This window comes from Acinetobacter sp. SAAs474 (assembly GCF_032823475.1).
In the GTDB taxonomy this organism is placed as follows: Bacteria; Pseudomonadota; Gammaproteobacteria; order Pseudomonadales; family Moraxellaceae; genus Acinetobacter.
The window spans coordinates 1,570,468-1,585,503 of the sequence record NZ_CP127915.1; the positions used below are offsets into that span (position 1 = coordinate 1,570,468).

The window sequence follows — 15,036 nt, forward strand, 5'->3', positions numbered from 1 at the left end:
CAAGAAGAGATCCAGTGTATTTTTATAGTGGTTGGGTCATAAGAGACAGTTTGATTATTTTTTAAAGTACCAGTATCCGTGATGATGTATGTCAGATGATGCCGTTTAACTCTAGAGTGATATATGCACGTGGAATAATAATTGTTAAAACAGGATCAAGCGCTATGAATTGATTTATTGCTACAAAACCTTGTCAAATATGGCAAGGTTTTTTTAAATACTGTTTTATCTTGATATTTGAGCAGAAAAATTTGCGATCATCGATAATATAACAATCTTGACCGGCAGTTATGGTTGTGAAGAGCAAAAATAGCTGAAATAAAACAGATTATTAAGTTTTAAGAATGTAATAATTTTAAGCAAAAATGACGATGGGGATGCCCATCAGGAAGTAACTCTAATAAGCGCTGGGCTGCATCAATACGTTCAGGAAGTTTGCTAATGAGACGAAATAACTGATCAATATCCTTCATTTGATAAATGAGATAGCTTAAACGGGCATCAAAACATTCTCGCCAAGTACTTAAAAAAGGGCTTTCTGACTTGGCTAAAAAACGACCTTTATACAATGAAAATGTACTGGCCAGAAAGCCTGCATGTAATGATTGTTCTGCACGAATAAAATCGGTTTGTACTTCGCAAGTCAGTTGATAAGGACGCGATAAAATGCAATGTGGTAAACGTGTTCTCAGTTGTGATAATTCGGCTTTTAAGGTTTTTTCACTGACATCACGATCACCATACAGCGCATGATGTAGTTGATCTAAGGCGATACCGTCTGGATGCAGGCTTAAAATACAAAGAATCTCAATTTGCCGTTGTGTTAAGGTTAAGGTTTGTTGATTAAACTGTACCATTGGAGTACCAAAGGCCTTGATATATAGTATATTATTTTGTTCAAATTGAATCGCCTGTTGCACCAATGTTGCACAGCGTTCAGCAGCCAGTACGCCCAAAGCGGTATGTTTTTTATATTTGGTCGATAAGTTCATGATCCCATGAAATTGTCCAGATATTGGATCAATAATCGGAGTCGCGTAACAGACCCAATCTTGTACGCTATTCATCTGATTTTCATGTGAATAAACACAACTTGAACGATGATTATTTAAGGCCAAACCAATCGCATTGGTTCCTACTGCCTGTGTAGACCAGTGACCACCTTCGATAAAGTGTACTTGTTCTGCAGATGAACGCATACAATGACTACTCCATGTCCAGAGCAAAGTACCATGATGATCGGTAATACCCATGGCCATTTCCGCGTCTTGGGCTATTTTAAGTAGATCGGCATAACGATGTTGAATCGCACGATGAAAAAGAGAAGGTTCTGCTGTTGTGGTTAAAGTTAATAAAGGTGCAGCAGTAACGGCTTCTAAATTAAAAAAATGTGTAGTTTGTAAGTGAGAATAAGGATTCTCAAATTGATTCAATAGCTTCATATCATATTCCTTTATGATGGCAGCGCCATGAAGACTGTATATTGAGTATAAATATAACCTAAGATCGCGTGATCATTTGCTTTAAATGATTGATCCTTCACTTGTATTGCAAAATAAGCTTCACTGATCTTTTATGCTTCACTTTAAAATATTATGATTCGATTTTAAATTAATTTTTTCTCCATCAATGTTACATAACGTTATTGCTTTTAGTCGATTTAGATGGACTGATTTAGATCAATTGAGCGTTTAACATGATCACGTTTAAAAGGCTGGGGAACAGGTTCCCCTTGATATTGACGCTGTGCAAAATAACTCGAACGTACCATTGGTGCACTCCAAATATTTTTAAAGCCTAATAGTTTTCCATGTGATTGATAATGTTCAAACTCTTTAAGTGAGACAACGCGTTGTATCGGGGTATGTGACACAGAAGGCTGTACATATTGACCAATCGTAACATAATCGATTTGATGATCTTTCAAGTCATTCAATAATGCCAAAACTTCAGCTTCAATCTCACCCAATCCAACCATCAGACCACACTTTGTTGCGATCTCTGGACAATCGCTTTTAAACTTGTGTAATAGTTGTAAAGCGTGTTGATAATCAGACCCTGGACGTAGAGCACGATATAGTCGTGGTACAGTTTCAATATTATGATTAAATACATCGGGTGGTGTATGGCGCAAAATATTTAAAGCCAGCTCTAATCTTCCTCTAAAATCAGGAACCAAAATTTCAATTAAGGTGTTGGGACTAGATTGACGAATGGCGGTAATACAATGAGCAAAATGCTGAGCACCACCATCGGCAAGATCATCACGGTCAACGGATGTAATCACCACGTAGGATAAGTTTAAATTTTTTACTGTTTCAGCTAAATGTTCAGGTTCTTGTGGATCTAATGGTTTAGGTTGGCCATGTGTCACATTGCAAAATAGGCATCGACGGGTACAAATATTGCCCATAATCATAAAGGTGGCGGTACCCTGACCAAAGCATTGTGGCAAGTTTGTACAGGTCGCTTCTTCACAAACGCGATGTAGTTTCTGTTGGCGTAATAACTGCTGTATATACTGAATTTCCTCAGGATGATTGATTCTGCTTCGTATCCATTCTGGCTTGCTATGTTTTTGTCCACTGGTCATTTTCACTGGAATAGCTGCAAGTTTATCTGCACCAGATAATTTATGACCGATAAAAGGCGATGTTTTTAAATCCATTTAAATTGTCCATTTAATTAAATAATTTTAGATAAAATGACATTTTTATTTAAATTGTCATTTATATTTAATTTCTCATAAAACATAATAAAAATTGCAAAATGTTAATATTACAAAACAAAGGTTGGTTAAAGGTTTGTTTCTCTAAGATTTTGAAAATAATAAAAAATTTACAAATATTTTTGCATTGCAACCATTTGTTTTTAATCGCTTAATGATCATTTTTTCAATATATTTTTTTTAGTCTAATATAAAATTTATTGAAAATATTTTTATATAAAGATACGGATGTTTAAATACCATTATTTTTTAAATATGGTTTTTTTATTTATTTTAAGCATAAATATGAAGGAATAAATATATGCAATTAACCGAAGCGCAATTGCTCGCAGCATACAAACGAATGCGTGATATTCGTGAATTTGAGGATCGACTTCACGACGAAAATAATACCGGTGACATTCCAGGATTTATCCATCTTTATAGTGGTGAAGAGGCTGTTGCTGTTGGAATTTGTGAAAATTTGACCGACCAAGATTTTATTACGTCAACACATCGCGGACATGGTCATTGTATTGCCAAAGGCTGTGATATAGACAGCATGATGTTAGAAATTTTTGGTAAGGATGATGGTTTATGCCGAGGTAAAGGCGGTTCAATGCATATTGCCGATCTAGATAAAGGTATGTTAGGCGCCAATGGTATTGTCGGTGGTGGACCGCCATTAGCAATTGGTGCTGCGTTAACAGCAAAAACCTTAAAAACAGGAGGGGTCGGTTTATCATTTACAGGAGATGGTGGCTCGAATCAGGGCTTAACTTTTGAAGCGATGAACATGGCTGTAGTATTGAAATTACCCGTCATTTTTGTATTTGAAAATAATGGTTTTGGTGAAGGTACAGCACATGATTATGCAGTAGGTAGCAAAGATATTGCAGGTCGTGCAGCAGCTTTTGGTATGCCTGCTGAAAAGGTGGATGGGACTGATTTTTTTGCAGTATATGAAGCTGCACATAAAGCCATTACACGCGCACGTTGTGGAGAGGGTCCCAGCGTGATTGAAACCATCACCAACCGTTTTTATGGTCATTTTGAAGGTGATCCAGGTTTGATTCGCTCTAAAGAAGAGTTGGATTATGTCAAAGAACATCATGATCCATTAAAAATTTTCCGTGAAAAAGTACGCGGCCAAATAGATGAAGCCAAGTTAGATGCGATTGATGTCGAGTCGAAAGCACATGTGGATGCTGCTGTTGCCAAGGCACGTGCTGCAGCTTATCCAGAATTATCGCAACTGGTTACCGATGTTTATGTCTCTTACTAAAGGAATAGTAAAGCAATGCCAAATAAAAGTTATCGTAATGCAATTAAAGAAGCCATTGAATCTGAAATGCGCCGTGATCCTACAGTGATTGTTGTGGGTGAGGATGTACGAGGAGGACATGGCGGTAAAAATACCGATGATAATAAACTCGAAGGTTTTGGGGGAGTACTCGGGGTTACTAAAGGTCTTTGGACAGAATTTGGCTCTGAACGTGTGATTGATACACCGATTACAGAGTCAGCGATTATTGGTATGGCAGCTGGTGCTGCTGCAACTGGCTTACGACCTGTCGCAGATTTAATGTTTATGGATTTTTATGGCGTCTGTCATGACATGCTGTATAACCAAGCTGCAAAATTTCGTTATATGTTTGGTGGTAAAGCCAAAGCTCCTTTGGTCGTACGTGGCATGATTGGTGCTGGATTTTCTGCTGCAGCGCAGCATTCACAGTCGCCATACAATGTTTTTGCTGCGGTACCTGGCTTAAAGGTGGTTGTCCCCTCAAGTGCTTATGATGTGAAAGGATTATTGATTCAGGCGATTCGCGATGATGATCCTGTGGTCTTTTGTGAACATAAATTATTGTATGACATTAAAGGTGAAGTTCCTGATCATGCCTATACCATTCCATTTGGTATTGCAAATTATACCCGTGAAGGAACAGATGTTACCATTATTGCCCTCAGTTTAATGGTACATCGTGCCAATGAAGTTGCAGATAAATTGGCAAAAGAGGGTATTTCTGTTGAGGTGGTAGATCCACGCACAATTTCACCATTAGATGAAGAAGGTATTCTGGAATCTGTGGCCTCGACAGGTCGAGTGGTGATTGTGGATGAATCTGCTGCACGTTGTGGCTTTGGGCATGACGTTGCGGCCTTAATTGCACAGAAAGGTTTTTATTTTCTTAAAGCACCAATCGAGTTGGTTACACCCCCTCATTCACCTGTGCCATTTTCACCTGTACTTGAAAAAGAATGGTTACCAAGTGTAGCGCGTATTGAACAGGCTGTACGTAAAACATTGGAGGCTTAGGATGAGCGAAATTAAAACCTTAGAAATCCCAAAATGGGGATTATCCATGGAAGAGGGTACCATCGCCCAATGGTTGATTGAGGAAGGTACACAATTTGATAAAGGCCAAGAAATTTGTGAAATTGAAACCACCAAAATTGTCAATGTGCTAGAGGCACCTTTTCCCGGTATATTACGTAAAATTATTGCTAAAAATGGTGATACCTTACAAGTGGGCGGCGTCATTGCACTGTGTGCAGATGCTGGCGTATCTGATGAGGAGATTGAAATGTTTGCCCAGTCTTTGACTGGCAAAGTTGCCACGCCAGAGAGCGAGACTGTACTGGCCACTGAGATCGTAACATCAACAGTGCTTGAACAGCAATCGCAGCAGGTCATCACAGATCAATCGTCTCGAATAGCACCACAACCGAGCATCTGTAGCGGATCATCTGCTGTTGTTGCCTCAGATGATCTGATTCCGCTTTCATTGCAAGGATATCAGCCACAAGATGATTTATTCATTACACCGCATGCCCTAAAATTAGCACGTCAATATAATTTGAACTTAGCTTTAATTTCTGGTTCTGGACGACAAGGCCGTATCAGTGTAGCCGATTTACAACAGGCGGTAGAACAAGCTGGTGGTCAATGGCCGGTGCCTAAACAACAGCAGAAGCATATCGGTACTAAAATATTACAGTCTACGGCAGATGACCAGCATCTTGCTGCGACCCCTGTGGCTCGCCGTTTGGCTAAACAGTGGGGAATTAATCTGCATGATTGTCGTATCTCTGGTTCTAGAGGGCGTATCTGTCGGGCAGATGTTGAAGCGGTATATCATCGTCAACATGCACAGATCGGTCAGCATCAGGCAGAAGCCGTTCATCACAATACACCAAGTAATGTGGCGGTAGCACCAGCCGTTACAACGATTGCAATGAATAGCATGCGTAAAGCGATTGCTTCACGCTTACAGGCAGCTAAACGTAATGCACCACATTTTCGTTTGAGTTTAGATTTAAAGCTTGATGCCATACAGATCTTGCGACAGCAAATTAATACTACAGTGCCTCAGCTTAAACTCTCAATTAACGATGTGTTAATCAAGGCAGTCGCAGCAGCATTGATGAAAGTTCCTCAAGTTAATGTGCAGTTTGATGAACAGCAACAACAAATTTTACAGTTTGATCAGGCAGATATTGCTGTAGCTGTTGCGATTGATAATGGCTTGATTACACCGATTATTAAAGCTGCAAATAGTAAATCTTTAGCACAAATTTCACAGGAAATGCGTGATTTGGCTACGCGTGCTAAAACAGGTAGATTGGCTATTGATGAATTTCAAGGGGGGAGTTTTAGTATTTCCAATCTAGGTATGCTGGGTATTCAACAGTTTGATGCCATTATTAATCCGCCGCAAGGTGCAATTTTAGCCCTAGGGACAGTAGAGCCGCGTGTGGTGGTCGAGCAGGATCAGATGGTGATTCGTCAAATGATGACGGCCACTTTATCATGTGATCATCGTGTTATTGATGGTGCTTTAGGTGCAAAATTTTTAGCCGCATTAAAACAGTTTGTTGAAAATCCTACCTTGATTTTGCTGTAGGGGGATTGATTATGTTAGAACAAAAATTTGATCTTATTGTCATTGGTGCGGGTCCTGGTGGTTATGTTGCAGCCATTCGGGCAGCCCAGTTAGGATTAAAAACGGCGATTGTTGAAGAAAAACATCTTGGTGGCATTTGTTTAAATTGGGGCTGTATTCCCACTAAAGCGTTATTAAATGGGGCTGCATTGGCACAACAGTTTAAGCAGGCATCACATTTGGGCTTTTCTTTTACTGGACTCCATTTTGATATTCAACAACTGGTACAACATAGTCGTCAGGTATCCCAACAATTGGTACAAGGTATTGGGCAGTTATTGAAAAAGAATCATGTGACTGTCTTTTCAGCAAGAGCCGAGTTTATTGCAAAAACCAAGTTGGAGTTAACTGCTGCTCAAGGAGAAAAATATTATATTGCTGCACCACATATTATTGTTGCAACAGGAGCAAAAGCTGCAAATTTAGCCAATGTTCCTATAGATGGCGATGCTGTATGGAGTTATAAAGAAGCATTAACACCAAGCCAGTGTCCTCAATCTCTGTTAGTGATAGGGTCTGGTGCGATTGGCTGTGAGTTTGCGAGTTTATATCAAGAGTTAGGTTGCCAAGTGACCTTGGTCGATATTGCAGCACAAATCTTGCCGCATGAAGATGCAGAGATTGCACATTATCTGCAAACACAATTTCAACAGCAGGGGATGACAGTTTTAACCCAGACAAAAGTGGAAAAAATTGAAATTGAGGCAGGGAAAATACATTGTCATCTGATCACTGCAACAGGTAAGCAGGTGATTTGCGTTGAGAAAGTACTTTCAGCAATTGGAATTCAACCGAATCTGCACAATCTTGGTTTAGAAAAACTGGGTATTGAGTTGGAAAATGGTTTTATTAAAATTGATGATTATTGTAAAACTAATGTTGCTGGCGTTTATGCGATTGGCGATGTTGCTGGTGCACCTTGTCTGGCACATAAAGCAAGTCATGAAGCCATGCTATGTGTAGAGAAGATTGCTGGAATTGCCAATGTTCAGGCTTTAGACCGGACTCATATACCAGCCTGTATTTTTACTCATCCTCAAGTGGCCAGTATTGGTTTAACAGAACAAAAAGCCCGAGCAGCAGGTTTTAAAATTGAAGTGGGGAAATTTTCCTTACAAGCCAATGGCAAGGCTTTGGCGATTGGACAAAGTCACGGTTTTGTTAAAACTATTTTTGATCAACACAGTGGTGCATTATTAGGTGCGCATATGATTGGCCATGAAGTGACTGAGCAAATTCAAGGTTTTGCGATTGCTCAATATTTGGAGGCAACAGAGGAGAGTCTTGCTCAGGTAGTTTTTCCACATCCTACCTTATCTGAAGCTATGCATGAGTCAATTCTGGCGGCACTACAACGTGCAATTCATATTTAAACCATTCAATTTAATTGAATTATTGATCCGCCAAGCTAAGGCGGATCAATTGTTTTTGTATGTTCAATATTACTTAAATTTTAATAATCGCTGTTATCTTGAGTCATCCCAACTTAATTTTAAGCAATTCATGATATTGCCACATCGTGTTGTTGGAGAGTATAGGATGCTGTACAAATCGATGACAATTTTTTTACTTTATCAAAAAATCAAAAGAGATCACATCATCGTGATTCCATCTGTATTTTTTAAATAATCATTTCATGAATATCAGATGTGTTGCGATTTCGTATAAAAAGCAATCATTTTAGTTTATGTCGAGCACAAGCTATTTCCCATAATCAGATTGAAAATTGGTACCTGAAAGAATATTTAAAGTGGTACTCGAAAATAGTGGCGATTGAGAGGACATTAGAACTGTTGGATTTAAAATATTCACGATTTTATTTTCAGTATTAAGGATTAAATATATAGCGGCTGAGAAGCCAGATAATGTCATCAAAAGATTGATGAGCAGTAGGTGATTTATCTCAATGATTATCATTGAGGTCTATCAATTTTATATTGTTATGATACACAAGTCAGTCATTTGTATTCGCTTATGCGCTTAGTCAATAGTATGTATAAGTGATGATTTCTGCTGATGAAATGTTAAAAACCAATTAAATAACAATCAATAGAGCAGCAGCAAGTATAGCAGCAGCGAGACTCGAAGGATGATCGAGTATATTCAATAATGAAACAAAATAACGTATAGATCCGTGTCATGAGTTTCACTCACGTTCCAAACGTGATTATAAGATGGATCTATTTCGCGCACCTTAAAATTATTCATGGAATGAATTGAATATGAAAATCAATAAAGATGAGTCTAGCAATGAACTGAGTGCCTCTTTAAAAACCAGACATCTCACCATGATGTCAATCGCAGGTGTAATTGGTGCAGCTTTATTTGTCGGCTCTGGCAGTATTATTGCCTCAACAGGTCCTGCAGTTATTTTGGCTTATCTTGCTGGTGGTGCATTGGTGGTTTTTATTATGCGTATGCTGGGTGAGATGGCAGCCACTTCTCCTGATACTGGTTCATTCTCTACGTATGCGGAACGAGCCATTGGACGTTGGGCAGGTTTTACCATTGGCTGGTTATATTGGTGGTTTTGGGTCCTGTTAATGGCGTGGGAAGCATATGTGGCAGGGCTTATTCTGCATGAATGGTTTCCTTATGTCAGTGTTAATGTTTTTACCTTATTGATGACCATCGGCTTTATTTCGATTAATTTTATGCAGGTCAGCAAATATGGTGAAGCTGAATTCTGGTTTGCATTGATTAAAGTCGTTGCGATTGTGGTTTTTATTCTCTTGGGCGTATTGGCCGTTATACAGCTATGGCCGATGGCACAGGTTAATCCGATACACAACTTGACTGGAAATGGCGGTTTTATGCCCAACGGTATTGGTCCAGTCATTGTTGCGTTATTGGGGGTGATGTTTTCTTTTTTAGGTGCTGAAATTGTAACCATTGCAGCATCGGAGTCAAAAAATCCTGTAGAACAAACCAAACGTGCCATTAAGTCGGTGGTTTGGCGAATTTGCTTGTTTTATATAGGCTCAATTTTCTTAATCGTATGTATTGTACCGTGGAATGATCCATTACTGGGACAAACAGGCTATGGCGCATATCGCCGTACTTTTGAACTGCTGGGAATTCCTGGTGCTCAGTGGGTGATGAATTTTGTGGTATTGACGTCAGTGAGTAGTTGTTTTGTTTCTGGACATTATACTGCTTCACGTATGTTATATTCATTATCAAAACGTGGCGATGCACCTAAGTTTTTACAAAAAACGCGTCCAAATGGCATGCCTGTTTTTGCCGTTTTGGCGTCATGTCTTGTTGCCCTAACTGTGGCATGTATGAACTTTATTGATGCGTTAAAACCACGCGAAATTCTAGATATTTTAATGAATACTACTGGAATGATTGCATTATTGGTTTATCTGGTGATTGCCATTTCTCAAGTTAAATTACGGCAGAAAATGCAACGTGAAGGTCAGGAAATTAAGTTAAAAATGTGGTTGTTTCCATGGCTTAGCTATATTGTTATTGCTTTTATTAGTGTATCGCTTATTGCGATGTCATTTATTGAACAATATCGTATCTTGGTCTGGTCTACAGGCGCTGCGACCCTGTTGGTGGTGCTGTTGGGTATTCGTATTCAAATAAAAGCGGCAAGGAAGAAAAATATTGCCTTAGCACAGCCACAGTTAACGCGTGAGTTTAATTAACCGTTCTACAGAAGATCTGGTTGGTTGGCTGAGAGACTGCTGTATTTTAGAATCATCTGAGGTTCAACAGTCTCTTATGTGAAGTCGGTATTATGACATATTATGCTGAGATTAGGATTGAGATAAATGAGGGAAAATATGATGCTCTTTGAGACATTGTCTGAGAATGCTAAAAGCGATCAACATCTCTTTTTCAGCAACACAGGCAAAACCTAATAATAAACCCCGTGCCGTATTTTGTTCTTGCTGCGTAAAATATTGAGATAATGGGCGAACTTTGACATTACGTGTCAGTGCCAATTGTGCAATCGCGACATCATCTGTATGAGATGGTAATTTTAAAACCAAATGTAAACCGGCTTCATGACTATATTCATGAACAAAATCATGTCCTAGATAGCGTTCAATTAACTCAATTAAAAAGGCACGTCGTTTGGTATATAAAAGGCGCATACGTCGAATATGTGCCGCATAGTGCCCATTTTGAATAAATTCCGCTAAGGCCAGTTGTGTCAACATATGGCCACCTCGATAGAGTTCAGCAGAAATGGTTTTTAGCCCAGCCACTAAACTTTTAGGGATTACCATATAACCTACTCGCAGTGCGGGATAGATCGTTTTGCTGAAGGTGCCCATATAAATGACAGGGGTATTTTCCTCTAAACCTTGCAGAGATGGGAATGGTTGACCCTCAAAGCGAAATTCACTGTCATAGTCATCTTCAATAATCCAGCTATGATGTACACGTGCTAAATCTAACAGTTGTCTACGACGAGAAAGACTAAGATGAGAACCTAAAGGATATTGATGAGAAGGGGTCACAAAAATGAGTTTAGGTACAGGTGCCGTTTGATCTAAGGTAATTCCCTCATGATCAACAGGCATCGCATGAATATTTAGACCATTCATACGTAAAATATTTCTGGCTCCCCAATAGCCTGGTTCTTCTACCCAGACATGTTCATCAACATCACATAAGGCACGAGAAATAAAATCAACGGCTTGATGAATACCATCGGTAATGAGAATTTGTTCTGCATCACATTTTACTGAACGTACCACACGTAAATACTCAGCGAGCGCTTGCTTTAATTCCAAACAGCCACCATCACTGGTATAGATTAAATTGGCAATGTTGGGCTGACGGCTAAGTCGATAAAAAATCTTACTAAATTCTGCATGAGGGAATTCAGTCACATCAGGTACACCAGGCACAAAGGCACCCCATTGATAAGGTGATGCTGCAGCATTTTCAAAAAAAACCATACCTCGTTGAGAAAGATTTTTTAAATCATAACTGGTATTTTGCTGTGGTGTGGTTTCTGCGCTAAGTACATTCAGATAATCTTCGGGTAACTTTTCACAGACCCATGTACCGCTACCTGTAAAAGCCTCGACATAACCTTGTGCCCGTAATTGTTCATAAGCATTTAAAATAGTATTGCGAGAAACATTGAGTTCATGGGCAAGATCACGTGAAGCGGGTAAACGTGTTTTGGGAGGTAATACATCTTCAATCATGGCATCACGTAAACAGCGAAATACCCGTTGATATAATGCACCTTCAGTTTGTTGTTGTAGGCGTTGTAAAAGATGATCAGCCAATAAACTACGCAAATCCGTTCCTTATAATTAAAATCCTGTATCGCCAGATGAGCATACAGGATTTCCGTATTAGCTTGTTAATACTTTGCTGATTTTGTAAAATCAGAGATTAATAAGATATATGTGGTTGTTAAATATCAATTAAAAAGAGACCATTTTTCCTGGTTGTAGCATCGCACCCAATCCAAAAGCACTTTTTGCCAGTGGAATCATAATCGGCGCTAAACGACGGCCAAATAAGATATTCTGATGCTCAATTTTAGCCAGCATGGCAAAATCATGATTTTTACCCACAAAATCATCGGCAATTGCTTTGCCGATACGGACGGTCTGTGCCACACCGTGCCCACTCCAGCCGTGTACGGCATAAATTGGAAATTTATGTTCAAATTTACGGCTATCGACTGCACCATTAACCGTGAGATCTGTCGTGCCACTCCAGACAAAATCCATGCTTAGGTTTTTAATTTGTGGAAAAACAGTATGAATACGTTGCTGAAGATAGGCCAAAGTTTTTTCAGGACCCCAGCAGGTTCCAGTTCCCTGTCCACCAAATAATAAACGGTTATCCGTCACTGGACGATAATAATCAATTTGAAATTGGGTATCATAGACCGGATGTCCATGAGGCAATAACTGCTGAATATCAAGTTCTAAAGGTGCCGTGGTACTGACATAGGTATAAAAGGGAATCGTGGTTTGCTTTTGTTCTGGTAACAGTTTAAACGAGGCATGATGTACGGCAAGCACGACTGATTTTTTTGCTTTTATTCGTGCTTGTGCTGTTTGGATATAAATACCATCTTCTTGCTGTTTAATACTCAATGCTTCAGTATTTTCATAGACTGAACCACCATTTTGACAAAATGCATAAATAAGACCACGATTTAAAGCCAAAGGATGAATTTGTCCACCTAAATGGTCAATTAATCCACCAGTATAATAGTCGGACTTAATATAGTCCTGTAACTCGTGTTTTCCGACAATTTGAGTGTGATCTTCACCTAAAAATTTTCGTGCATCAGCACCTTGTGTTAAAGCAACTAAATGCCCTTCATGTACGGCTGCAGTAATATGACCTTGTTGACGATTGAATTGTAAATCATAGTGCTCTGAAATATGATCAATCAATTGCATTGCTTCAGTAGAGGTGAAGTGCCATAATTTTTGAGCATCTTGATAACTTAAATGCTCAATCATATCTTCTGCTTCCCAACGTGCAAGACCGGGAGTCAATTGTCCACCATTACGTCCTGATGCTGCACTACCAATACGGTTTTTTTCTAAAACAACAGTATCTACGCCTTGTTCTGCTAAATGTAAAGCTGTTGATGCACCGAGTAATCCTGCACCAATTACCACGACATCACATTCAATATCGTGGTTTAACGGATCAAAGGTATGCCATGCAGCCAGTGAGCTTTCATAATAATTGGCCGGATTTTCTAGATCTGCTGTTTGTGGATGTTTGCTATTAATCCAGCTCCATTCTTTACCGACTTTATTGGCTGCACTGTTTCTAAATTCAACATCTTTTAGATGTTGTGGTTTGTTAATTTGTTGAACGTTTGTATGGGTTTTCATGTCGATATTCCTAAAGATAATTAATTAATAGGCATTACTAATAGCGATTGTTTGTTTTTTAAGCATTTTATAGATAAATAATGAAATGCCTGCTAAGAGCCAAAAACAGCCAAAAATGAGTGAAGATGAATCAAGATTGATCCATAAAGCCATAATAGTGATCATTGAAAAAAGAGGTAAAAATAGGTTGAAGAATTTATTTTTTAAGCCATTACGTTGTTGATCACGAAGATAAAATTTTACAAATACGGAAAAATTAACTGCAGTAAAGGCCACTAAAGCACCAAAACTAATCAGGCTAACTACTTGTGCTAAATTTAAAAACATTGCAGAAAGTGACACCAATCCTACAAATAGTACTGAGAAAAAAGGGGTGTTGAGTGATGCATGAATTGTACCAAAATACTTTTTAGGAAAGATATTATCTTGACCCATAATATACAATAAACGCGATGCACTGGCATGTGAGGCCAGCCCTGAAGCAACAGTATTCATAATCTGACCGCATAAAAAAATAGATTGAAATAGCGCGCCACCTACATATAAAACAATTTCAGGTAATGCTTCAGATGGATTTTGAAAACGGATGTTGCTGGGAAAGTATAATTGAATAAACCATGAGGCTGTAAAAAAGATCACTCCTCCAGCAAGTGTGGTTAGAATCACTGCACGTGGAATGGTTTTGGTTGGATTGCGCGTTTCATGAGATAGAGTGGTCACTGCATCAAAACCGAGAAATGAAAAGCATAAAACGGATGCACCCGCAATTAAAGGCAAGAGTTCTTGTGGGCCATGCCAAAGTGGTTTTAAGCTAAGAACATGCTGATAGCCTTGACTGGAACCAATACCATCAATGACCAAGTAAATAAAAACCAGCATTAAAATAATAGGGGCAAAAACAAAAACAAGGCTTAGGTTTGCAAGCAGTTTGATTCTAAAACAATTGACCAATGTCACGAGGCCAGATGATACGATGACCCAAAGCCAATAGGGCACACTGGGGATTAAAGCATGCAAATAAATAGCAGCTAATAGCACATTAATTAACGGCAGTAATAAATAATCGAGTAATGAACACCAACCGACAAAAAAACCACTTTTTGCACCTAGGCTTTGTGCCGTATAACTATAGGCAGAACCCGATTTTTCTGAATGACGACTAAAGCGTGCATAGCTTAAAGCGGTAAGTAACATGGCACTTAATGCCAGCAGATAGGCAAAGGGTACATGTCCACTGGTGAGATCTGAAACAATGCCAAAGGTGTCAAAAACTGTCATGGGCGTCATATAGGCAATACCAATAATCGTCACTTGCCACAAAGACAGTTTTTTGCTGGAACTTTCACTTTTTTCCATATCATTTCAACCTTGAATTTTTATTTTACTTTCTGTCCTAGAAAGTTCAGATAAATTTAGGCAACAGCAAGCCCATACTCGATGCCTATATGTAAAGTCATCAAGTCATTAAAAGCGCTGATTGTAACGACAAATCATTTTTTAACTGCGATTAAGTCGACCATAAGCTGATGGACGTTTA

Annotated in this window: 9 protein-coding genes and 2 pseudogenes; 6 read left to right on the forward strand and 5 right to left on the reverse strand. The window is 38.9% G+C overall.

The window, feature by feature from the left end:
• Positions 1 to 338: 338 nt before the first annotated feature.
• Positions 339 to 1,442 (reverse strand): transcriptional regulator, encoded by a 1,104-nt coding sequence (locus tag QSG86_RS08335; protein WP_317031060.1) that lies wholly within the window; start codon positions 1,440 to 1,442, stop codon positions 339 to 341.
• Between the two features lie 218 nt (positions 1,443 to 1,660).
• On the reverse strand, positions 1,661 to 2,668 hold the full coding sequence (gene lipA, locus QSG86_RS08340) for a lipoyl synthase (RefSeq protein ID WP_317031061.1): 1,008 nt from the start codon (positions 2,666 to 2,668) through the stop codon (positions 1,661 to 1,663).
• Between the two features lie 361 nt (positions 2,669 to 3,029).
• On the opposite strand from lipA, the gene QSG86_RS08345 reads away from it, so the two are divergent.
• The 6 genes and pseudogenes from QSG86_RS08345 (at position 3,030) to QSG86_RS08365 (ending at position 10,310) form a co-directional block, all read left to right on the forward strand.
• The gene (locus QSG86_RS08345) at positions 3,030 to 3,992 is read left to right on the forward strand and encodes a thiamine pyrophosphate-dependent dehydrogenase E1 component subunit alpha (protein WP_317031062.1); all 963 of its coding nucleotides are present in this window, start codon (positions 3,030 to 3,032) and stop codon (positions 3,990 to 3,992) included.
• 15 nt (positions 3,993 to 4,007) lie between these two features.
• Entirely contained in the window at positions 4,008 to 5,027 is a 1,020-nt protein-coding gene (locus QSG86_RS08350) for an alpha-ketoacid dehydrogenase subunit beta (protein ID WP_317031063.1), read from the forward strand.
• A 1-nt stretch (position 5,028) separates the two neighbouring features.
• Positions 5,029 to 5,854: pseudogene (locus QSG86_RS16660) on the forward strand (E3 binding domain-containing protein); the annotation flags it as partial.
• 77 nt (positions 5,855 to 5,931) lie between these two features.
• A pseudogene (locus QSG86_RS16665) lies at positions 5,932 to 6,615 on the forward strand (dihydrolipoamide acetyltransferase family protein); the annotation flags it as partial.
• Between the two features lie 11 nt (positions 6,616 to 6,626).
• A complete protein-coding gene (gene lpdA, locus QSG86_RS08360) occupies positions 6,627 to 8,027 on the forward strand; it encodes a dihydrolipoyl dehydrogenase (RefSeq protein ID WP_317031065.1) in 1,401 nt (466 codons plus the stop codon).
• Positions 8,028 to 8,876: 849 nt separating this feature from the next.
• The gene (locus QSG86_RS08365) at positions 8,877 to 10,310 is read left to right on the forward strand and encodes an amino acid permease (protein WP_317031066.1); all 1,434 of its coding nucleotides are present in this window, start codon (positions 8,877 to 8,879) and stop codon (positions 10,308 to 10,310) included.
• 111 nt (positions 10,311 to 10,421) lie between these two features.
• Here QSG86_RS08365 and QSG86_RS08370 read toward each other — a convergent pair whose 3' ends face one another.
• From QSG86_RS08370 to QSG86_RS08380, 3 genes are all read right to left on the reverse strand, one after another.
• Positions 10,422 to 11,927: a PLP-dependent aminotransferase family protein gene (locus tag QSG86_RS08370; RefSeq protein WP_317031067.1), complete on the reverse strand. Its 1,506-nt coding sequence runs from the start codon at positions 11,925 to 11,927 to the stop codon at positions 10,422 to 10,424.
• A gap of 129 nt (positions 11,928 to 12,056) precedes the next feature.
• Positions 12,057 to 13,499 carry an FAD-dependent oxidoreductase gene (locus tag QSG86_RS08375; protein WP_317031068.1) on the reverse strand — a complete coding sequence of 481 codons (1,443 nt, stop codon included), beginning with the start codon at positions 13,497 to 13,499 and terminating at the stop codon, positions 12,057 to 12,059.
• A 24-nt stretch (positions 13,500 to 13,523) separates the two neighbouring features.
• The gene (locus QSG86_RS08380) at positions 13,524 to 14,855 is read right to left on the reverse strand and encodes an APC family permease (RefSeq protein ID WP_317031069.1); all 1,332 of its coding nucleotides are present in this window, start codon (positions 14,853 to 14,855) and stop codon (positions 13,524 to 13,526) included.
• Positions 14,856 to 15,036 lie beyond the last annotated feature (181 nt).